Raw genomic sequence first — 21984 nt, forward strand, 5'->3', positions numbered from 1 at the left:
GACGATTCTTCAGCCCGGCCCCTGCTTCCTTCCGCCGCCGTCCACCGCAACCGGCCCACCACCATGAATATTGCAAGCTCCCAGGTCGAGCCCCCCCGCCACACCATGCACGACCTCGCCGGCGCCCTGCTGACGACGCTCGCCCTGGCCGCCTGCGGAGGCGGCTCGCCCAGCAGCGAAGCCAAGCCCCAATCCACTGCAGCCGACGCCGCGGCCGCGGCCGCCGCTGGCATGACGCGCGTTGCGAATGCGGCCGATACCGCTGCTTCCGGTGCATCGGCACCCGACCCGGCCGCCAGCACCGCCTTGGCCAAGCCGGCTTCAGCCACCCGGACCAGCCTCCCCCCCACGCCGCCAACCAAGGCTGCGGCGACGCCGACGGCCAACGCCGCCGCGGCCACCGCCCCGGCAGTCGCCGTCAGGTCAACCGCAGCGGCTCCAACCGTCGCGGGCACCTCGCCGCCGGCAGGCCTCGCCACCGCTGCGACAGCTGTCGGCGCCAGCCAGCAGGCCGCCCTCACCGCGAGCCTCGCCAGCACCCAGGTCGACAGCCTGCTGAAGTCGGGCGGACTGCTGCTGCCCGTGCGGACCGCCACCGAAAACTGGGCCCGTGCACGCAAGACCATTGCCAGCGACAGCGACTGGGCCACCTGGCTCAACCAGAAGCGCGCGGCGGTGGACCACTGGTTCGGCCAACCCCGAGACCGTGCGGACCTGGTGGCGGGCCTGCCCAACGACTACGTCGATCTGCAGACCGGGGCCGCGCTGCCATGGTCCGACGACAACGCCGAGCCCGCTGCCGGCACCACGGACCGGCAAAGGGCTTTCAAGGCGGCCTGGGTCGCGATCCTGCGTCAGGTCAACATCGGCTACGCGCTGGACGCCGCGCGCCTCTACCAGGTCACCGGCGACGACAGGATGGCCGAGACCGCAGCCAGCCAGCTCGACTTCTATGCCGACAACTACGGCAAGTGGCCGCTGCGGACGGCCATCGGCAACTCACGCATGTTCGGCCAGACGCTGGATGAAGCCACCACGGTGCTGAGCATGCTGGAGACCGCCCATGCGCTCGCGCCCTATGTGACGGCGGCGCGCAAGGCCAAGTGGCGCGACGGGCTGTTCCTGCCGCTCGCCACCAACCTCCAGGCCTATTCCTGGGGCAGCCTCAACAACATGAACCTCTGGTGCGCCGTGGCCACCGCCGCGATCGGCATGGAGCTGGGCAATGCCACCTGGACCGATGCCGGGCTCAACGGCCCGCGCGGCGTGGCCGCCGTCATGGCCCAGGGCGTCACCACCGACGGCATCTGGTACGAAGGCTCGTTCGCCTACAACAACTACGTGCTGCTCGCGCTGGCACGGCTGTTCGATATCGCGGCGATCAATGGCCGCGGCGATGTCGTCGCGAAATACGCCCCCATGGTGCAGCGCATGCTGCTGGCCCCGGTGCTCTACCGCTTCGACGACGGCAGCCTGCCCAGCCCGAACGACACGCGGTCTGCCGTTGCGCCGGTCGACAAGCCCACGCACGGCGCGCTCTACCGCCATGTGCCGACGACCATCGGCATGCAGTACGCATCGGTGGTCAGGACCTGGGCCCGCCTGTCGGATGCCCCGACGCCACCGGCCAGTGATCCGCAATTGCCTTCACCACAGACCATCTATTCGCCCGACATCGGCTTCACCAGCCTGCGGGCCGGCGCGTGGCAGGCCTTCATCCATTACGGCCAGAAGACCCAGGCCCATGCGCAGGCCGAAGCCCTGAATTACGAACTGGCCCAGGGCGGCACGAACATCACGCGGGACGCCGGCACCTCCAGCTCCTACGGTTCCCCCGTGCATCTCGAGTATTTCTCGCAGGGACTGGGCAACAACGTGCCGCTGGTCGACGGCCAGGGCCCCGACGGCTACACGATGGGCGAGGTCAAGTCCTTCGACCCCATGGCCGCCAGCCTCGACGTGCTGCAGGCCAGGTACCGCAGCGACGCCGGCGCCCGCCGCACCTACAAGGTGGATGCCTCCGGCTTCAGCGAGACCACGCGCCTCACGCTCAGCCAGCCCGGCGCAACGGCCAGGCGCCTCGCGATCGTGTTCAACACCACGTGTGGCGTGCAGGTCAGCGACCCGCGTGCCGGCACGGCCAGCGCGGCGGCGGCGCCGAGCGGCGCGCCCGGCTTCAAATACTGGACCGGCGTGACCCGGCAGACCGCGCAGGCCGCCTGGTCGGCCCGGCTGAACTGCGGCGGCAAGGCCTACGAGATCAGCTTCACCGGCCCCGCCGGCCACAGCGTCTACAGGGCCACCGCGCCGAGCACGCCGCTGCCGAGCACCCGCAACGCCATCTATCTGGAGGCGGTTGGCGTGGACGCCACCTTCACCACTCGCATCCGGGCGCTCTGATCAGCGCTTACGGGGCGCCACCACGCAGGCGGCCAGCCCGTCGGCAAAGCGCTCCACCATCGCATCCAGCGTGTAGTGGCCCGCGTCGGCCTTCGCCTGGGTGGCGAGCGCCTCGCGGCGGGCCGGCTCCTCCACCAGCGCCTGGACGGCCGCGGCGTACGCATCCGCCGTGCCGTCGGTGACCAGCCCGTTCACGCCGTCGCGCAGATAGGCGACCTCCGGACTGTGCTTGGCATCGCGCGTCGTGATCATCGGCACACCGGCAACAAAGCTGTCCAGGATGTGCAGCCCGACCAGGCCCGGGTTCAGAAAGAGCTGCGACGCACGGAACCACGCCGCCTTCTGCCGGCCGCGCTGTGCGCCCGCCCAGTGAAACCAGGGTTTGTTCATCACCCCCTCCAGCAGCGGACGGCTCGGGCCGTCTCCAATGACCACCATGCGGAACCCCGGGTGCTTGGCAACGACCTTTTCGCAGGCGTCGATCATCAGTTCGAGCCGCTTGTCCGGATAGAGCGAGCCGCAATACAGGCCCACGCAGGCGCCGTCTGCCGCGCCGATCGACGCCCTCAGGCTGCGAACCTCGTCGTCGGGCACGGACGCCAGGTCGGCCTCGAAGCTGCGGTTGTCGATGGCGTTGTTCAAGACGGTCACACGGCTCGACGGGAACCCCGCCTGAGTGAGGATCGACGCTGTCATGTCGGTATAGGCAAACCACCAGTCCACCGAGGTCAACAGCTTGCCTTTCCAACGCTCCCGCCAGCCATCAGGCGCATCGCTCTGAAAATTCCGGCCGTGGCCCCAATAGCCCACACGGGTTGCCTTGGGGCCCCAGCCAAACAGCCAGGGGTAGTTGGACAGCAAACGGCTTTCCTGCATCAGGACAACCAGATCAAAGCCCCGCACCTCATTGCGAAACGGTTGCCACAGGAGATCCCTGCCACCGATGTTCCAGACTCGGTTCTTGATCTGCGTGGCCCAAGGCAGCGTGCCTGTGTCCTTGCGCACTGCCTCATTCGGCGTTGCATCACCATGGATCAAGTGCAGATCAAGACCGCGAGCCTCACAAGCCAAGCGCAATTGCTCGAACAAGCCGAGGCGGTAATGAAGAAGTCGGTGCTGCAGCACGGCGACCTGGGGGCGTTTGACATTCATTCGACTGCTCCGGGCTCGACCACCCAGTGTTCATATCCAAGCTCGGAAAACTCGAAGCGCCCGGCGGCCATCATCGCCTCGTGGCGATGGCGCGCGAACGCATCGCCATATCGACGCCCGACCGACCGGGCAGGCACACCAGCGACGATTTCATAGGGCACCACATCGCGGGTCACGACCGTCCCCGCAGCGACGATGGCACCACGGCCGATGCGGACGCCTGACAGGACGACGGCGCCAAACCCGATCCAGACATCGTCTTCGACCACGATGCCTTCACGCCTGACCTCTGGCGCCGCATCCTTGCTGCCAACCCAAGGCCCGAAGCGCATCGGCACGCCAAGACGATCCGTTCCATGGTCGTGGCGACCGACGAAAGCGGCACGGCTCGCAATGAGCGCAAAATCACCGATGCGCGCATTCGTTTCGATGACCACATCCTTGCCGACATAGCACTGGCGCCCGAAGTGGATGCCCTCTGCCGCCCAGAAGCGGCAGCCCTTACCAATGTGCAGACCGTCGCCGACGCTGCGGATCGAAGGGTGCCGCCAGACCCGCCAGCGCGTCGCAAGCCGACGCAAACCCGCCTTCAGGGCGGCCGCCGAAAATAGGCTCAAGGAAACGCCTCAAGCATTGGTGATACCGAATTCATCAAGCCATAGCGCGGCCATGATGAAGCGCCACGCCGGGAAGCCCTGCAGCGCGGCTTGAGGGTCCGAGAGCTTCGCGGCCAGCGGCCCGGCCCGCCACAAGCTGCGCTGCTTGAAACTTGGCGAGTTGACGAGTTCCCGGACGAAGGCTTGGAGCGCGGCCCCCTTGAGCCAGTCGGCAAACGGCGTCGCAAATCCCAGCTTCAACTTGGAATCGATGATCTGCCGGGGCACGCGGGGACGGAAGGCATCGCGAAGAATTTTCTTCGTAATGCCACCCGAGAATTTGTCCTCGTCCGGAAGCGAGAAGGCCAGTTCCATCAGCCGGTAGTCGACGAAGGGCGAGCGGATCTCGATGCCCTGGCTCATCGAGGACTGGTCCTCGTAGTGCAGGATCTGGTTGAAGCCGTAGTCGTGGAGCTGGCCGCGCAGATGCCGGTCCAGGTTGCGGCCCCCGCCAGCCATCGGCAGGTCAGGCAGATAGCCATCGTGCGCCCGCCTGAACTCGGGGCTCAGCATCGCCGAAGACCCCTCCACGAAACGCGCGCGCAACTGGGACGCCAGGCGCCGGCCCAGCATGGCCTTCACGGTCTGCGTCAGCAGGCCGCCCCAACCGAAGGGCATGTTGCCGCGGATCGCCTTGGCTTCCGCCCAGGCCGCGCCCGAGTGGGTCTGCAACAGGTCCAGCATCCGGTAGCCGCGGATGTAGTAGCCGTAGCCGGCGAGTGCCTCGTCGGCGCCCTGCCCGTTGATCACGACCTTGATGCCCTGGGCCCTCACCGCCTGCATGAGCTTCCAGTGAGCATACGACGGCGCACTGCTCATGGGCTCCTGCATCGCCCGGACATAGGCCCGGAAGTCCTGGGCCAGCGCCTCGCCACCCGGCGTGAGCTCCACCGAGCGGATATGCGGGCAGGTGCCCATCAGTGCACGCACGTTGGCGGCCTCGTCGTAGGCATGTCCCGGGTGCGTGGCGGTGAATGCCGTCACCGTCTCCAGGCTCCCGAGGTGGCCTGCGTCGATCTCGTCGTTGACGATGGTGCAGATGACCGAGGAATCGATGCCGCCGCTTTGCAGCAGCGCCACCGGCACGTCGCTGCGAAAGCGCAGCCGCACCGCGTCGCGCAGCAGGTCGGCAAACATGTCCGCACGCTCTGCCGGGGGCGGCAGCGCCACATGGGTCGCGTCGAGGTTCCAGTAGCGCCGCCTTTCGGCGCCACGCCCTTCGAGGCGCCAGACCATCTCGTGCCCAGGCAGCAGCTCGCGCACGCCTTCGAACATGGTCTCGCCATTGTTCGTGCGATAGCCATAGGCGAGATAGTCGTGCAGCTTCGCGAGATTGGCCCGGTTCAAGGGCTTGACCGCACGCAGGCCGGCGATCTCGCTGCTGAACAGAAGCTCCTGCTCGCTCTCGACGTAGAAGAAAGGCTTCACGCCCAGGCGGTCGCGCGACGCGAACAGCTTGCGCTCGGCCTCGTCCCAGATCGCGAACGCCCACATGCCGTTGAAGCGGCGCACACAGCCCTCGCCCCATGTGCGATAGGCATGCAGGATGACCTCGGAATCGCTGTGAGACTGGAACTCGCAACCCAGGGCCTGCAGCTCCTGCATCAGTTCCAGGTAGTTGTAGATCTCGCCGTTGAACACCAGCGTCAGCGCGCCGTCGCGGCTGCGCATGGGCTGGGCCCCGGCGTTGCTCAGGTCGATGATGGCCAGCCGCTGGTGGCCGAGCGCCACGCCTTCGCGCTCGAACACTCCACTGCCATCCGGGCCCCGGTGGGCGATGGCCGCATTCATCGCGGCGACGCGTTCGCCCAGTTCTCCCTGCCTTGCCGCGAGCCGCGTCAGGCAGCCATTGATTCCGCACATGTTCCTAACCTTGTGAACCCGGCGGCTTCGATGAGCTCGCCCCATACTCGCGACTCACGGGTGTCCAAGCCGCCAGCACCTTGCCTAGTCCGCCCTGGAGTTTCCCCTCGTAAAGAAACATGTCTGTGACACGCAGCAGGCGCGCGCCATAAATCAGCGGGGCCAACAGCAGCACGATCACCAACCCCCGCAGTGCGAAGAGCAGATAGGTCGTCCGGCCCTTGCGATGGGCATGCAGACGAACGTAGTTCTGGCCTTCCAGATAGGCCCGTCGGCGCAGATAGGCCCGGGTCATGCGGTGCGGCGGCACGGCCTCGTGCGCCACGGCTTCGTCGCACCAGACAAAACGCGCGCCAACGTCCAGGCAGCGCCAGAAGAAATCACAGTCCTCCGAGCCCGATTGCGCAAAGGCAGGGTCGAAGCCGCCGACGTCCACGGACAACTGGCGGCGGAACAGCACATTGCCGCTCGCGCACTGCGACCAATGCAGTTGCGTGCCCGTGGCCCGGCGCGGCCGTTCGTACACGCGGCTGCGCAGCAACCATTCGGGTGGTGTCGTTTCATAGCTCGCCAGCACGGGGCCGAACACGCCATCCGCTTCCAGGGCCGTGCGCGTCTGCCACAGCGCCTGCAGCCATTGCGGCTCGGCCCATTCATCGTCGTCGATGTAGGCGATCCAGTCGCCGCGGGCCTCCTCCACGCAGCGCGCCCGCGCATGGCCCACGCCGGGGTGCGCTTCCACCACATACCTCGCAGGCCAGGGCCAATCGGCGGTGATGCGGTCGAACACGGCCTTCGCGGAAGCGCCGGCATCGTTGTCCACCGTCACCAGCTCCAGCGCAACGCCGTCCGGAATGACGATCGCACGCAGCGTGGCCAGCAGGCGCTGCAGGCCTTCAGGCCTGCGGAAGGTGCAAACGCAAACGCTGATCAGCGGCCGGGCCGGCAGGGTCATGGTTGATCCTTCGCGCGCAGGTCGCCAAAGCCCTGGGGCAGGCGCAAAACACGGTGGATCTCGGCCTGGATGCGAGCGATCTGCCGCTCCCAGGTCATTTGCTCGGCACGGGCCAGCGCGCCTTGGTGCAGCCGCTGCCAATGCGCATCCGAGGCCGTCACGGACTGGATGGCATCGGCCAGCCGGACGACCAGTTCCTGTTCGTCGCGCGCGTCGCGCGCGGGCACGACGACGCCGCAGCTCGCGTCGACAAAGCTCGGCGGCCCTCCCAGCTTCAGGCACACCACGGGCACCCCGGCCGACAAGGCCTCCTGGACGACGTTGCCGCCCGCATCCCGCAGGCTGGGGAAGACGAACACATGCGCGGCGGCATAACAAGCAAACAACTCCTGCTGCGGCAGGAAGGGGATGAAAGCCAACTCGCCCGCACTCAGGCGCAGGGACTGCGCGAGGGCCTGCAGCGCCGCCTCCATCGGGCCGCTGCCGATGACGGTCAACCTCACGGAGGCGCCGCGGTCGCGCAGCAGGGCAACCGCACGAAGGGCGAACTGCACCCCCTTGAGCCCCAGCAGCCGGCCCGCGAACATCAGTTCGATGCGCTGCCCCTCCTCGGGTGCGCGGGCGATGGGCAGCAAGCCGTGGGGCGCGCCAGTCTCCTGGGCCACCAGCGTGCGCAGCCGCACGGCTCGCGGCAGCCGAGCCTTGGTTTCCTCGGTGCGAGCGAACACCAGGTCCGTCCGCGACAACGCCCAGTGCCACAGCGGGTTGGCCGTGGCCAGCCGGTTCACCAGCGAACGGGCCAGCTCGCGCTGCTTCTCGCCGCGTGGGAAGCTGCGCTTCAGCCGCCAGGGCGCGTCTTCGCCCCCCCCCACCGGGCCGAACACGAAGGGCGGGCCGACGAAGCCCAGCCAGGAGGCCTGGCGGAAGGCGCCGTAGGAGATGTGATGGCAAAGGTCGAACGGTTGCTCTCGGTGCAGCTTGCGCGCGTAGAACATCAGCCCGAACTGCCACTGGCCAAAGACGAACTGCGAGGTCTTGCTCGTGACGCGCATCCGCGTGATCCACCACGGCCGGTAATACAGCACCGTGAGCCGCGGCTGCTTCAACTCGGCCACCTTGGCGCCGATCCGGCGCAGGTTGTGGCCGTCAGTGACCACCACGACATCATGGGTCCTGGCCAGTTCGTTGGCCCAGCGCCAGGCACCGCCAGACTCGCTCCCTTCATCCGGGCCGAAACCAAACGCTGAAAGCAGGATGCGCATGTCTGCCTCCGCCCTCAGTCTTTAGCCAATTGAACCAGCAGGCGCCGGCGACGCACTCGATAGCGCGCAGCGTGCATGAACTGCTCGGGCCAGGATCGGCCGGCATAGCGCAGTCTGACGGCATGGTCTTCCTCGAAGGAGGCCAGTTGGTTCTTCACCGTCGTGCTGCCGGCATGGACACGAAACACCGAAAGGGCCTCCTTCAGCGCCAACGGTTGCGCGCGCTGTCCCAGGCGCAGGAAGAACTCATAGTCCATCGCGTACTTGAGGTCGGTGCGAAAGCCACCCAGTTCCCTGAATAGGGCGGTACGGACGAACGTGGCGGGATGAGGCACGAAATTCCGCCTGAGCAGTCTGTCGTAGCTGTATTCCGGCACGATGAAAGGCTCGGGCAGCAGGGCTCCGTCGCTGTCGAACAGGATGCGTCCGAACAACCAGTCAGACCGGCTCGCCGCGAAATGCTCATCGACGCGCTGCAGCACGCGCTCGTGCAAAAAATAGTCGTCCGAGTGCAAGTGGCAGAGGTATTCGCCCCGCGCGGCTTCCGCGCCTGCATTCATCGCCTTTGCGATGCCGCCCCCAACGCCTTCCAGGATGACAGGCGAATGGGGCAGTTCGCGCAGATATTCCAAAGTGCCGTCGGTGGAGCCGCCGTCCACGACGATGTGCTCGAACGACGCGTTCTTCTGGGCCAGCACGGATGCTACGGTCTGAGGCAGCGTGGCCATGCTGTTCCAGGTGCAGGTGATGACTGAGATCATGCGAGGCTCCGCAGCTCAGTCGCCCGCGGCTGTACATCACGACGGCGACGCGCCGCCCTCAAGCGTTCCATTGGAATATCGACAAGCCTATACAGCGAATACGACAGCACGAATGCAGTCGCAAGCGCTATCAGCGAAAAACTCCATTCTCCGAGGTCCAAGCTCGCGTAGTGCAGCCAGCCGATCACCAGTACATGGGACAAATACAGCGGGTAGGACACCTCCCCGATACGCCGATCCCAGGCATGGTCCGACGAAAACCGCAACAGCGCGGGCAAGCTCAAAAAGAGGGCGCCAAGAAACAACCAGTAGAAACCTCCACCGAACGGCAGCCGGCTGAACACAAGCGCGAACCCGATGACACCAATCACCTTGGTCCTGGGCTGCCACATCTCACCAAGCACGGTGAAACTGTCGCGCCAGCGATAGGCGAGCGCCCCTGTCAGGAAGAGAAAAAGCTCAGCGGGGAAAAAGCGGTAGTCCCAAGGGTCGTGCCAGAGCCCAGCCGCGAAGAGCCCGACCTTCAGAGACATGGACGCCACGCAGATCGCGACAAGCCCGGAACTGCGCAGACGCAGCAGCCAGGGGGCCAACGCATAGAACGCAATCTCGACGCCTAGCGACCAAGCCTGAGGGATGAGCAGCGCGCCATAGAGCGGCGGATAACAAGTCCGGAAATCGCTGACCCAATGCAGGCCGTGCCCCCCATCGCACATGAACATGGTCATGTCCTGGAAGAACACGGTCATGTTGGTCAACAGCAGGAAACCAATGGCCGACGGACTGAATTCTGAGAGCGGAGCGGCGCTTTCCGGAAAGGGTTTGATGCCTATCACCAACCAGGACGCCAGGCTCGCAGCGGACACCACCACGTAGATGGGCATTAGGCGCAGATAGCGATTGACGTAGAAATCGCTTGGGCGGCGGTAATTGCGTTCCAACACCAGCGCGACGTAAAAGCCCGAGATCATGAAGAAGGCCTCGACAGCCAACCGACCACCCGTCAACGCCATGTGCAATGGTGTGTGGGCAAACACAACCGCGGCAGCGAGGATGAGTCTCAGCAGGCCCATAACGATTAGGCCTCTGCGGAAGATTTTTTTTCTTCCCCGGATCGGGCCGACAACATCAGCGCCAGGATGCAGCCCACCGCCGCCGTACCGCTAGACGTGGACAGGTCGGCGCTCGTGAGCATGCTGACGAGCAGGAGGACCAAGCTGGCGAAGCCAGCCGTCCCGACCACTTGGCTGGAGCCGAATCTCGCAGTTCTCAAGTGCCAACCGACAACAAGCAATGCAGCCGGCAGCACCAAGCCGAACACCCCCAGCTTGAGCCACAACGACAAATAGCCGTTATGGATGAAGCTGGTTTCGATATCAAAGCCGCCCGCTGTTGACAGCTGGCGATACACCCTCTTGTACTCGCCGCCCAACCCGGTGCCCACCAGCGGGCTGTGCCGCAATGCCTCAAGAGCCTGCTGGTTTTCATCGAAGCGAAAGCCCAGGGACGAGCCTCGTTGGCCTTCCTCATTGATGCTGGTGATGCGCTCGACAAGCGCATCTGCGGCACGCGGTTTTGCAATGAACAAACTCGCCGCGCCGAAGCCCGCAAAGGTGAACAGGACAATCACGGGCAATACCGCCGAATGACGGGTGCGAGGCTTGAGGATGAGCAACAGGAATGCCCCCACCGCAAAGCCTGCCCAAATGGCGCGATTGAAGCTCGCCACGATGCCGCCGATGGCAATCAGGGAGCCGAACAGGGCTGTCCAGCGCCAGCGCTCGCCGTCGCAGACGTGCAGGAACAGCCGGTAAGCGGCATAGGCCAGGAAGAAGAGCCCGCCGCCAATGGCGCTGCGGGTCACGTCGCTGAAGTCCTTTGACAGGTTCTCGGCGCCGCGGAAGCCGAAGATCAGCTGCACGCCCAGACCGAATTGAAGAATCATCAGCGTGGCGGCCAGCAAGGCAATGCCAATGACGATGCGCTGTAATCGATCCGGGTAGACCACCGTGAACCAGAGGCCCACGGGCAGCGCGAGCCACCCGACGTATTGACGGGCATCGGCCAGGGCCAGCGTGTTGTGAGCCATCAACTTGCCCTTGACCAAGCCCAATACGACCCCGCAGCCAAGCATGAGCAGGGGCCAGCGCAAGGGGCGCAGCAAGCTCCAGAGGTCGATTCCACCGAGCAGCGAGCGCGTCAGCACAATAACGAAACAGAAGATCAGCACGAGTTCGGCCGGCCGCAGCGTGGCCCCGCCCAGCGGCAGTGCGCCCATGATGAATTCGGGCATGACGCCGAACAGCAGCAGCAGCGCGGCGACAAACAGCACCGTGGGCATTGCAATGCCGACGAGAAGCAGCACGGGCAGGCTGAGCATGCCGACGAGGATCTGCCAGGGAAGCACGGCAGCGGCCAGCCCGAAGAAGATTGCGAAGAAAAGACCGAACGCCGGCACGACGAAAGCCGCAGCGCCGGCCCCGCGGGCGGGCTGACGGTGGATGGAGGGCAACTCGGGTACGCCCTTGCGCCAAGGTAAGGTCAGCTTCATGTTCATGGGGATGAACGCTCCAGGCGACGACGCAGCTTGCCCGAGGCTTCGGCCAACCAGGCAAGCGAGGCCGGGGGCAGCAACACTCGACGAAGCGCCACGAGCAACAAAACGATGGCAGCCAGGCCGCCGCAAAGGCCGGCAAGGCTTGCGCTGCCGGCACCCAGCCCCAGCGACGCCAGGGCATGCGTCAGCGCCTGGGAAACGCCGACCTGGACGAGCGCGAGCAGCAAAGGCAGAACAACCGTGGGCAGAAGGGTGCTGCCGCGCTCGCCGACGCGGCGCAGGCTGAGCCAGGCCAGCAGCAGGGCACGCAGCAGATAGACCGTGGCGACAGCCCAGGCCGCCCACAGCACCGACGAACTCACCAATGCCCACACGAGCACAGCGAGCAGCAGAGCCGTAACGACCTGGCTGACGGCCGATGAGCCGGCAGTGCCTCCCGACGTGAGCACGGCATTGGCGGCAGAGGACACGCCAAAGCTCACGGCAGCCATGCAGAACGGCGGCAGGTAGACGGCACCGTCGAGCCAACGCGGGCCGTAGATGAGCCCCACCCAGAGTTCGGGGGCTGCGGCGAAAACGCCGTAGAGCAGCCCGAACAGCAGCGTGCTGAGGTGCAGGTAGATAAGGGTGCCGCGCCGCCGCGCCGCATCGTCCGACTGGGCCGAAACCGAGAAGGCCACGGTACTGAGCGACGACGACAGCTGGCTCACCGGCGTGGACATCAGGTTGAGCATGGTGTTGTAGTAGCCGATGTCCACCGGCGCGGCCTGGCGAGCGACGAGCAGGCGGTCCACGCTGGTGGACACCCAGTTCGCAACATTGCCCAGGCCGACCTCGCCGCCGTAGCAAAGAAAGGGGCGCCAGCCGTCGAAGTGCAGTGAGGCTGCTATGGGGTGCCTGGCCCAGGCGTACTGCAGACCCGTGGTGACGAAGGACTGCACCAGCCAGGCCAGCACGAGCACATGGTGACTGCGCTGGCCGGCCAGGGCGAGCGGCACGGCGCACAGCCCATAGCCGACGACGTAGCCAAGGAGCTGCGCGAGCTGGATCTCGCGGTAGCGGAGGTTGCGGCGCAGCAGCGACAGGGAGACCCCTCCCCAGCCCGTGACAAAGATTCCAGCGGCCACCAGCCCGAGGCTCAGGCCAAGGCCCGCTGTATGAGGAAAGGCCGCCCGGAAGAGCGGCAGGCTGAAGAGACTGAGCAGAGCCACCACGGCCGAGCCCAGCCACTGAAGCCCACAGGCAAAGCGCAGCGCTGCGGCGTCCAGCGCAGGCATCTGGATGACCGGCGCGCTGACAAGGTCGGCGGCCAGCACGCTGACGCCGATCAGCAGCATCAACGCGGAGAAGACGCCGAATTCCTGCGGACCCAGCAAGCGCGCGAGGATGGCCTGCGCGCCGATCTGCGTGGCCATGCGCGCAAGGCTTCCGCCATAACCCCAGGCGACGGCCCGAACCGCGCGCGTGCGCAGCGGCGCACCGTCAGGCGCGCTCATGGGCCGGGCGAGCGTGGACGTCACGGCGCATCGCTCGGTTCAGGGCTGGCGGGCCAGGAAATCCGCATAAGCCAACGCGATGCCCTCGCGCAAGCCCGTGCGCGCGCGCCAGCCGCGGCTGGCCAGCAGGCTGACGTCCATCAGCTTGCGCGGCGTGCCGTCGGGCTTGGCTGGATCGAAGACGAGCCGGCCCTGGAAGCCGACGACCTCGCAGACGAGTTCGGCCAGTTGACGGATGCTCACGTCCTCGCCCACGCCGATGTTGGTCAGCACGTCGTCGGAGCCCGATTCCATCAGGTGCACGCAGGCGTCGGCCAGGTCGTCCACGTACAGGAACTCGCGCCGCGGCGTGCCGCTGCCCCAGACGACGAGCTCGCTGTCGCCGCGCTGCCTGGCCTCGTGGGCCTTGCGGATCAGCGCAGGCAGCACGTGGCTGTTGGCGAGGTCGTAGTTGTCGTTGGGGCCGTAGAGGTTGGTCGGCATCGCGCTGACGTACTGCCGGCCGTATTGCCGGTTGTAGCTTTCGCAGAGCTTGATGCCGGCGATCTTGGCGATGGCGTAGGGCTCGTTGGTGGGTTCCAGCGGGCCGGTCAGCAGGCTGTCCTCGCGCAGCGGCTGCGGCGCGAGCTTGGGGTAGATGCAGCTGGAGCCGAGGAACATCAGCCGCTGCACGCCCGCGAGATGGGCGCCGTGGATGAGGTTGGCCTCGATCATCAGGTTCTGATAGAGGAAGTCGGCGCGGTAGACGTTGTTGGCCTGGATGCCGCCGACCTTGGCCGCCGCGATGAAGAGGTAGTCGGGCCGCTGCTCGGCCAGGAAGGCGTGGACGGCGGCCTGGTCGAGCAGGTCGAGTTCGGCGCGGCCTGCGCTGATGACGCGGCCGTAGCCGCCCTGCTGGAGACGGCGCACGAGGGCCGAGCCCACCATGCCGCGGTGGCCGGTGACGAAGATCTTGGCGTTCTTGTCCATCGTGATTCGCCGCGGGTCATTCGTTGTAGTCGTAGGCCTGAAAGCCGGCGAGCTTGACGAGGCTGTCGCGGCGGGCGGAGGTGTAGTCGGCCTGCACCATCTCGGCCACGAGTTCGCGCAGCGTGGTCTTCGGGGTCCAGCCGAGCTTGTCCTTGGCCTTGGTCGGGTCGCCCAGCAGGGTCTCGACTTCGGTGGGGCGGAAGTAGCGCGGATCCACGCGCACGATGACGTCGCCGACCTTGCACTTGGCCTTGTCGCCCTGGACCTGGGCGACGCGGCCGATTTCCTGCTCGCCCTCGCCTTCGAAGGCGATGGTGATGCCGAGTTCGGCGGCCGCGAATTCGACGAACTGGCGCACGCTGTATTGCACGCCGGTGGCGATGACGAAGTCTTCGGGCTGGTCCTGCTGCAGCATCATCCATTGCATCTCGACGTAGTCCTTGGCGTGGCCCCAGTCGCGCAGGGCGCTCATGTTGCCGAGATACAGGCAGTCCTGCAGGCCCAGCGCGATGCGTGCAACGGCGCGGGTGATCTTGCGGGTGACGAAGGTTTCGCCGCGCAGCGGGCTTTCGTGGTTGAAGAGCACGCCGTTGCAGGCGTACATGCCGTAGGCCTCGCGGTAGTTGACCGTGATCCAGTAGGCGTACATCTTGGCCACCGCGTAGGGGCTGCGCGGGTAGAAGGGCGTGGTTTCCTTCTGCGGGATTTCCTGCACCAGGCCGTAGAGCTCGGAGGTGCTGGCCTGGTAGAAGCGGGTCTTCTTGGTGAGGCCCAGGATGCGGATGGCTTCCAGGATGCGCAGCGTGCCGATGCCGTCGGCGTTGGCGGTGTACTCGGGCTCCTCGAAGGACACGGCCACGTGGCTCATGGCCGCGAGGTTGTAGATCTCGTCGGGCTGGACCTGCTGGATGATGCGGATCAGGTTGGTCGAGTCCGTCAGGTCGCCGTAGTGCAGCTTGAAGCGCTGGTTGTCGACGTGCGGGTCCTGGTAGAGGTGGTCGATGCGGTCGGTGTTGAACAGGCTGCTGCGGCGCTTGATGCCGTGCACCTCGTAGCCCTTGGACAGCAGGAGCTCGGCGAGATAGGCGCCGTCTTGGCCGGTGACGCCGGTGATCAGGGCTACTTTCGATTTCATGACTTCTCGGAACCGTTGAAATTGACCTTGCCAACGACCCGCTCGCGATCCTGCAGGGGCACGCTTGCAACCAGGTCATCGATGAAACGCGCATGCAGGGCGATGGCTTCGTCCATGTTCGGATTGATGGATGAGACCCGCACCAACATGCCCTCTGGAATCAGCCGACGGAGCCCGAAGCGGATGGCAACCAGCCGCCTTTGGGTGTTGGAAACGGTTGCCTCATCACCCATCAAGACCCAGTAGGTGACCGGCTCGACGCGCGGCCCCAGTGTGGTCAACAAATGTCGCACGGGGATGACAAAGCCCGGCGATACGGCCAGACGGTCATCCCTGGAATCGGTGACCTTGAAGCCCTGCCCGGGATAGCAGATGTCCGGAATGTGTACCGTCAGCCCGTCCGACTGGTCGCCGCCATAGGCCACGGACAGCATGACATGCTCGTCACGGCCGTTCACGTAGGTACGCGCCAGGGTCTGGTTGTAGATCTTGTCCAGCAGCGCCTGCTGGTCCGGCGAAGGGAGAACGACCGGCACATGGGGGTCGATCACCCAGTCGCCAAAGCGCTCGGGAAACAGTTGCTCCAGCTTGAAGCCGGGGCGCAGGTCCGACACCCGGATGGTCGGGCGCGCCCATTGCGCCAACGCCGCAGAGCCAGCCATGGCCAGCATGGCGACCGCCGCAATTCGCCGACTGGTCATAGCACCCAACCCTTGAAGCGGCGGCCGACCCATGCCAAGCCGTGATCGCATGCAAGTATGAGTGTCAGCGCAACGATGAAGAGCACCATGCCGGCAAAGCCATGCACGAAGCCCTGCCCCGCTTCGTCACCGAAGTGGTAGGTGACGAGAACCAGGATGCAGACCCTGACGATGTTGGCGATGAAGGAGATCGGAACGATCATCATGGCCATGATCAAGTTCCGCAGCACGGACTTGTAGTTCATGATGTTCATATACAGCAGGCCCAGCGCTTCGAGCGTGAACATGGAATTCAGGCCCGCACAGGCGTCCGCGACCAGCAACTGGTAAGGGCCTACGGTCAGGACGACGCCGCTGCGGCCGATCGGGTAGCCCAAATGGTAGAGCAGCGCGCTGGCCATGGCCGATACGGCTGACTTCAGCGGCGTCGTCACGGCCACGACCAGGGCCGCCGGCAAGGGCACCATGAAGAGCATGAAGAACAGCGGGAACCACAGCAGGCGCAAGGCCGCCGTCCCCTTGAGCAGCAGCATCGCCGCACTGATCGGAATCAGCGCGCCGACTTCCAGCAACTGCACGGCCTGCGAGCGCCCAAGCACGAACATGCACAGGCCCAGCAGCAGGCACAACGAGCCACCGATGAACGCCGGCCTCGACGGCAGCGCCAGCAGCTTTTCGAGCTTGCGGTAGATCAACCACAGCACCACGGCGAAGATGAGGGGGCCGTGCCCCTGCTCGTCGCGCAACCAGACCGTCGTCGCCAGGTCGCGAAAGGTCGGCGCGAACATCAGCAGATAGCCGACGATCACCATGACCGCCGCCGGCAGGTCCAGGCCCTCAGGCGGTTTGAAGCGCGATGGCAGCATGGAAGGCTCGAAGATCTGGCCCGAAGCCATGTGCGTCAATGCTCGTTGAAGAGGACGCCAAGGATCTTGGAGCGGGTTTGCTGCAGCAGGGCGGTCAACTGGCCCAACGCCTTGACGCGCGACTCGTCACGCCGGGCCACGACGAGCACGGCACCGCAACGCGCGGCGATGACCGCGGCATCCGAGCCGTAGGCCGCCGCCGGGGTGTCGACGACCACATAATCGAACTTGCTGATCAACTCGTTGAGCAGCAGGCCGAAGGCCGGGCGCTCGACCAGCTCGACCGGGTTGGGCGGCGTCGGTCCGACCGGCAGCACGAACAGATTGGGCACCCCCGGCGCTTGCTGGATGACCTGGCTCTCGGCGCGACCGGACAGGATATTGGACAGGCCGGCCGCGTTCTGTAGGCCGAAGACCTCGTGCAGGCGCGGCGAGCGCATGTCGGCATCGACGAGCAGCGTGCGGCTGCCCAGTTGCGCCAGCGTGATCGCCAGATTGGCCGCCACGAAGGTCTTGCCGTCACCGACCTCGGGGCTGACCACCGCCAGCGGACGGCGCTCACCCTCCACGCTGGGGTCGACGCGCATGATGATCTGGCTGCGCAGGTCGCGAAATGCCTCGACCTGGCGCGAGAAGGGCTTGCTCAGCGCCACCAGTTCCTGGCTGAGCCGGGCCTGCTCGTCGAATGCGACCGGATAGTGATACTGCTGAGCCAGCGCGAAGATCACGTCGTCGGCACTCGCAACGCCCATGGCCACGGCGGCCTCGCCGAAACGCACGGCGTGCTTCTTCTGATAGGCGACGACGTTCTCGACCTGATCAGCCGTCAGGTGCCTCGTCTCGGCAATGATCGCGCCGATGGACCGTTCCCGGTTGCCCTTGCCGGCGTCGACTCGATCCGCTTGGTTGTCTTGCATGGTAGGAGGAGGCTGATGGATTTCAGTTCGCCGCGGCCGAGCCACCGGCTGCCGACAACAGGGGATTCAGCCCCCTGGACGGGCGCTTGGGCATGTTGTTGTTGGCCGGCATCGTGCCGATGACCGGCAGGCCAAGGCTGCCTTCGATGTCGTCCAGCGTGCGCACGCGGCGATCCAGGAATTCGAGGCTGAAGACCGTCGCCAGCGCGAGAAGCGCACCGACGAAGACCGACAGCAGGGCATTCAGCACGACGCGGGGCGACGAGGGCTTCAGCGGCGGCGTCGCCTGAGTCAGGGTGCTGACGTAGCTCTGCGTAGTCTGGCTCTCCAAGCTGCTCTGCGTCAGCCGGGACAGCACCGTGTCGTAGGCACGCTGGGCACTCTCGATGTCGCGGGCCAGCACGGCACCCTGGTCGCGCAGCGCCTTCATCTTCAGCACCTTGGCGCGCTGGGCTTCGAGCTGGGCCTTGATCTCGCCGGCTCGCTGCTGGTTGATGTTGTTGGCGATGCCGAGGGAACTCGTGACCTTGACGGTTTCGCCGTCGATGCGCGTCTTGAGTTCGGACAGATTGGCGCGGATCTCGATGACCTGGGGATTCTTGTCGCCGAGCTTGGCGGTGAGCTCCTGGAGCTTGGCCTCGAGCCGCGCCTGGTCGGCCTTGAGACCAGCAATCAGCGGGTTGGTCAGCACTTCCTGCATGCGATCCGCACCGTTGCCACGGGCAGCGGCCTGGCGGCTGACCGAGTCGGATGCCAGTGACTGCAGGCCGACGTATTGAGTCGACAACTCGTTCAGACGGGCGTTCTCCACGTCCAGGCGCTCATCGACGGCGATCACGCCGTTCTCGCTCTGGAACTGGCTGAGCTTGGACTGCGCCTGCTCCAGTTGGTCCCGCGCTTCCTTGGCACGAAGATCGAAGAAGCTGCTGTACTGGCGCGCAGGATCGACCTTGAGCTCCAGCGTCGTCTCGTTGTAGGCCACGACGAAGGCGTTCGCGATGCCGGCCGCAAAGCGCGGGTCGGCGCCGCGATAGGACACGCTGATCACGTTCGATTCGCGCGAGGGCTTGACGTCCAGGTTCTTCTGGAAGATTTCGGCCAGCCAGCTCTCGATCGCGCCTTCACCGCCCGTGTCGGACTGCCATTGTTCGCGGATGGTCGGGTTCTCTGCCAGCTTCAGGTCGCGCACCACGCGCAGCGCCACGCGATCGCTCTGAATCACGTCGACCTGGGTCGCCATGAAGGCCGGGTTGATCAGCGAACCCGACAGCACCGACGACAGGGGATCCGGCTTGGGGTCGACGACGACTGAGGCAACGGCGGTGTACTGCTTGGGCAGCAGCAGGCTCACCACCACCGTGAGCACCACGGTGGTTGCAAACACCGCGAACGCAAGCCGCCAGCGCGCGCGCAGCACCGCGATAAATTGTCCGAAATTCATGCTCGCCTACTTCCTTAAAACAGGCTTTCCTTGACGTAGACCACGTCGCCATCCTTGACGACGTCGTCCATCGCCGACTGCACGATCTGCACCTTGCCGTCGCTGCCCTTGCGATGCACGCGGATGCCGCGCTCGGTGCCGCGCTGGGTCAGGCCGCCGCCGGCGGCGAGCACCTGCATCAGCGTCATGCCGCGCTCCAGGCGCATCGGGCCGGGGCGCTGCACTTCGCCGTAGATGTAGACGATGGGCGCGCGGTCGACCCAGAGCACGTCGCCGTTCTGCACCAGCACGTCGTTGCTGCGGCCCTGGTCGCCGTTGGGGCCGAACACGTTCGGCAGGTCGATCTCGAGACGCAGGGGCTTGCCTTCGCGCGTGCCGGTCAGCACGACCAGGTCGCCGCCGGTGGTGGCCACGCCGCCGGCGGTGGCCAGCAGGTCGCTCATGCGCATGTCGGCGGTCTCGATCGGGTAGCGGCCCGGGCGGTTGACCTGGCCGAGCACGCTGGCCTGGTTGCCCTTGACCTGCAGCAGCACGAGCGTGACCTGCGGTGCCTTGACGTAGTTGCCGTTCCTCAGGCCGTCGGCGATGAGCTGCTCGGCGGCGCCGACGCCCAGGCCGCCGATGCGCACATTGCCCAGCAGCGGGTAGCTGATGACGCCGGTCTCGGAGACGCGGGTCTCGAGGGTCAGGTCGGGGTTCTGATAGACGACGACGCGCACGACGTCGCCGGCGCCGAGGCGGTACTCGGCCAGCGCCGCCGCGCCGGCCCGGGCCTGCGGCTGGGCCTGGACAGCCAGGCCGGCCAGGCCCAGCGCGGCGGCCATGAGGAAGAGACGCAGGCGGCTCATTTCAGGCCCATGCCCTTGGAAATGGCGGCAGGGTCGAGGCCGCTGGCGGCCGGCGCCGGCGCGTCGGAAGCCGGTGCCGCCGTCACGGCCGGCGCGCTCGCGGGCGCGGTGGCCGGCTGCGCGAACTTGCCGACGTATTCGATCTTGGAGCTGTCGCGCAGCGCCTTCAGGTCCTTCTGCACGGCCTCGGCGCGGCGCTGGTTCAGCAGGAAAGCCTCGATGGCGGGGCGGGCCTGGGCCTCGTCGACCGGCTGCGCGCGCGAGCCCACCAGATAGAGCACGGTCAGGCCGGTCGGGTTGGGGCTGAGGACGGAGTCGCCATCCTTCATCTTCGCGATGTTGTCCAGGCTGGCCAGCGGCAGTTGCTCGGCGGCACGCACGGCCTGGTTGCCGGCGAAATGGAGGCCGTTGCCCTTCAGGAATTCGACGAACTCGGCGATCGTCTTGGACGAGCTCAGCTTGGCACGGATAGCCTCGAACTGCTCGGGCTTGGCCTCGATGCTGAGTTCCTGCAGGCTGTAGATGCGCCTGTCCTTGAAGAGGGCCGGCTTGTCGGCGTAGTACCTGGCGATCTCGTCGTTGGCCGGCTTGGCAACGGCCTCGCCGAGGCGTTCGGCATAGGCGCGGGCGATGATCTCGCGCTTGGCGGCCTCGATCTGCTGCACGACGCGCGGGTCGCGGTCGAGCTTCTGCTCCTGGGCTTTCTGCACCGCGAGCTCCTGGTCGATCAGGCGCTCCAGCACCTGGCGGCCGGCGGCCTCGGCCTGCTCCGGCTTGAGCCCGGGCTGGCGCTGCAGCACGAAATTGATCTGGTGGACGGTGATCTCTTCCTTGTTGACCTTGGCGGCCGTCTGGGAAGCCTTGTCACCCTTGTCGCCGCCGCAGGCGACGAGCAGTACAGCGGTCGCAACGGCTGCCAGCAGCTGCGGCGCCCGGGGGTTGATCAGTCGCTTTGCCATCTGTTTCATGGTCCTTGTCATGCAGAGGAAGGGCTCCCAGCCCGGGTAAGCAAACGAGTGTAGCGGTGGGATATGAAGCTTCTGTGGGGGTTCCGGACCCCATGCCGAGCCTCGCCGCAAGCCCGCGGTTAGAGCCGTTTCGACGCAGAAGTTCCCCCACCCCCACGTTCGCGGGGGCGGCGCGCGGACGGCCGCGAAAGCCGCCTTCCCGGCGGCTTCGACCTCAGCGGATCAGACGGGCCACGGGGCCGGCGCCCGGGCCGCTCTCAGCACTTGATGCCGGCATGCAGCGCGACGAGGCCGGCGCTGAGGTTGTGCACGTCGACGTGGCCGAAGCCGGCCGTCTTCATCATGGCCTTGAGCGTGGCCTGGTCGGGGTGCATGCGGATGGACTCGGCCAGGTAGCGGTAGCTCTCGGCGTCGCCGGCCAGCAGCGAGCCCAGCTTGGGCAGGATGTTGAAGGAGTACCAGTCGTAGGGCTTGCGCAGCGGCTCGGCGATGCGCGAGAACTCCAGCACCAGCAGCCGGCCGCCGGGCTTGAGCACGCGGCACATCTCGGCCAGCGCCGCGTCCTTGTGCGTCATGTTGCGCAGGCCGAAGGCCACGCTGACGAGGTCGAAGCTCTCGCTCTTGAAGGGCAGCTTCTCGGCGTCGGCCAGGCTGGTGGGCAGGATCAGCCCTTCGTCCAGCAGCCGGTCGCGGCCCTGGCGCAGCATGGCCTCGTTGATGTCGGTGTGGACGACGACGCCCGTCTCGCCCACCTTGCGGGCGAAGGCGCGCGACAGGTCGCCCGTGCCGCCGGCGATGTCGAGCACGCGCTCGCCGGGCTTCAGGTTGGCCACCTGCACGGTGTAGGCCTTCCAGGCCCGGTGCAGGCCGGCCGACATCACGTCGTTCATCAGGTCGTACTTGGACGCGACGGAGTCGAAGACGCCGCGGACCTTGCCGGCCTTCTCGGATTCGTCGACCGTGCTGTAACCGAAGTGCGTCTGTGTCATGTCAGTGGCGCCCGGCCGCCCGAAGCCACTGAGCGCCCCCACGGGGGG

At 66.3% G+C, this 21984-nt stretch carries 19 protein-coding genes; 1 reads left to right on the forward strand and 18 read right to left on the reverse strand.

The features are described 5' to 3' along the window. Positions 1-63 precede the first annotated feature (63 nt). Positions 64-2400, forward strand: a complete 2337-nt coding sequence (locus NYP07_RS03030; protein ID WP_268147283.1) for a heparinase II/III domain-containing protein — start codon at positions 64-66, stop codon at positions 2398-2400. Here the strand turns inward: NYP07_RS03030 and NYP07_RS03035 are convergent, their stop codons facing one another. The 18 genes from NYP07_RS03035 to ubiE form a co-directional block, all read right to left on the reverse strand. Then, positions 2401-3552 carry a glycosyltransferase family 4 protein gene (locus NYP07_RS03035; RefSeq protein WP_268147285.1) on the reverse strand — a complete coding sequence of 384 codons (1152 nt, stop codon included), beginning with the start codon at positions 3550-3552 and terminating at the stop codon, positions 2401-2403. It abuts the gene before it with no gap. Then, positions 3549-4169, reverse strand: coding sequence for an acyltransferase (locus tag NYP07_RS24185; RefSeq protein WP_276596857.1), 621 nt, complete (start codon positions 4167-4169; stop codon positions 3549-3551). Before NYP07_RS24185 ends, NYP07_RS03035 begins: the two co-directional genes overlap by 4 nt. Positions 4170-4178: 9 nt before the next feature. Continuing rightward, entirely contained in the window at positions 4179-6116 is a 1938-nt protein-coding gene (gene asnB, locus NYP07_RS03050) for an asparagine synthase (glutamine-hydrolyzing) (protein ID WP_268147287.1), read from the reverse strand. Next, positions 6076-7026 (reverse strand): glycosyltransferase family 2 protein, encoded by a 951-nt coding sequence (locus tag NYP07_RS03055; protein WP_268147289.1) that lies wholly within the window; start codon positions 7024-7026, stop codon positions 6076-6078. Before NYP07_RS03055 ends, asnB begins: the two co-directional genes overlap by 41 nt. After that, complete coding sequence (locus NYP07_RS03060) at positions 7023-8288, reverse strand: glycosyltransferase (RefSeq protein WP_268147291.1); 1266 nt, start codon at positions 8286-8288, stop codon at positions 7023-7025. Before NYP07_RS03060 ends, NYP07_RS03055 begins: the two co-directional genes overlap by 4 nt. 14 nt (positions 8289-8302) lie before the next feature. Continuing rightward, positions 8303-9049 carry a glycosyltransferase family 2 protein gene (locus NYP07_RS03065; protein WP_268147293.1) on the reverse strand — a complete coding sequence of 249 codons (747 nt, stop codon included), beginning with the start codon at positions 9047-9049 and terminating at the stop codon, positions 8303-8305. Continuing rightward, positions 9046-10122: an acyltransferase family protein gene (locus NYP07_RS03070; RefSeq protein ID WP_268147295.1), complete on the reverse strand. Its 1077-nt coding sequence runs from the start codon at positions 10120-10122 to the stop codon at positions 9046-9048. Before NYP07_RS03070 ends, NYP07_RS03065 begins: the two co-directional genes overlap by 4 nt. A 5-nt stretch (positions 10123-10127) precedes the next feature. Continuing rightward, positions 10128-11606, reverse strand: coding sequence for an O-antigen ligase family protein (locus NYP07_RS03075; protein ID WP_268147297.1), 1479 nt, complete (start codon positions 11604-11606; stop codon positions 10128-10130). Next, positions 11603-13126, reverse strand: a complete 1524-nt coding sequence (locus tag NYP07_RS03080) for an oligosaccharide flippase family protein (RefSeq protein WP_268147300.1) — start codon at positions 13124-13126, stop codon at positions 11603-11605. The genes NYP07_RS03075 and NYP07_RS03080 overlap by 4 nt, the downstream gene beginning before the upstream one ends. 15 nt (positions 13127-13141) lie before the next feature. Then, positions 13142-14071, reverse strand: a complete 930-nt coding sequence (fcl, locus tag NYP07_RS03085) for a GDP-L-fucose synthase (protein ID WP_268147302.1) — start codon at positions 14069-14071, stop codon at positions 13142-13144. 16 nt (positions 14072-14087) lie between these two features. Next, complete coding sequence (gene gmd / locus NYP07_RS03090; RefSeq protein ID WP_268147305.1) at positions 14088-15206, reverse strand: GDP-mannose 4,6-dehydratase; 1119 nt, start codon at positions 15204-15206, stop codon at positions 14088-14090. After that, a complete protein-coding gene (epsI, locus tag NYP07_RS03095; protein ID WP_338091291.1) occupies positions 15203-15958 on the reverse strand; it encodes an exosortase-associated protein EpsI, B-type in 756 nt (251 codons plus the stop codon). Before epsI ends, gmd begins: the two co-directional genes overlap by 4 nt. After that, a complete protein-coding gene (xrtB, locus tag NYP07_RS03100; RefSeq protein WP_268147310.1) occupies positions 15904-16803 on the reverse strand; it encodes an exosortase B in 900 nt (299 codons plus the stop codon). Before xrtB ends, epsI begins: the two co-directional genes overlap by 55 nt. A gap of 5 nt (positions 16804-16808) precedes the next feature. Beyond that, on the reverse strand, positions 16809-17690 hold the full coding sequence (locus tag NYP07_RS03105) for a polysaccharide biosynthesis tyrosine autokinase (protein ID WP_268147312.1): 882 nt from the start codon (positions 17688-17690) through the stop codon (positions 16809-16811). A 22-nt stretch (positions 17691-17712) separates the two neighbouring features. Further along, positions 17713-19131: a chain length determinant protein EpsF gene (gene epsF / locus NYP07_RS03110; RefSeq protein WP_268147314.1), complete on the reverse strand. Its 1419-nt coding sequence runs from the start codon at positions 19129-19131 to the stop codon at positions 17713-17715. 14 nt (positions 19132-19145) lie between these two features. Further along, complete coding sequence (epsE, locus tag NYP07_RS03115) at positions 19146-19979, reverse strand: polysaccharide export protein EpsE (RefSeq protein WP_268147317.1); 834 nt, start codon at positions 19977-19979, stop codon at positions 19146-19148. Continuing rightward, on the reverse strand, positions 19976-20947 hold the full coding sequence (locus NYP07_RS03120; RefSeq protein WP_268147320.1) for an EpsD family peptidyl-prolyl cis-trans isomerase: 972 nt from the start codon (positions 20945-20947) through the stop codon (positions 19976-19978). Before NYP07_RS03120 ends, epsE begins: the two co-directional genes overlap by 4 nt. A gap of 257 nt (positions 20948-21204) precedes the next feature. Then, positions 21205-21936, reverse strand: coding sequence for a bifunctional demethylmenaquinone methyltransferase/2-methoxy-6-polyprenyl-1,4-benzoquinol methylase UbiE (ubiE, locus tag NYP07_RS03125; RefSeq protein ID WP_268147322.1), 732 nt, complete (start codon positions 21934-21936; stop codon positions 21205-21207). Positions 21937-21984 lie beyond the last annotated feature (48 nt).

Origin of the sequence: Pelomonas aquatica, from assembly GCF_026712205.1 — a bacterium.
Lineage (GTDB): Bacteria > Pseudomonadota > Gammaproteobacteria > Burkholderiales > Burkholderiaceae_C > Pelomonas > Pelomonas aquatica.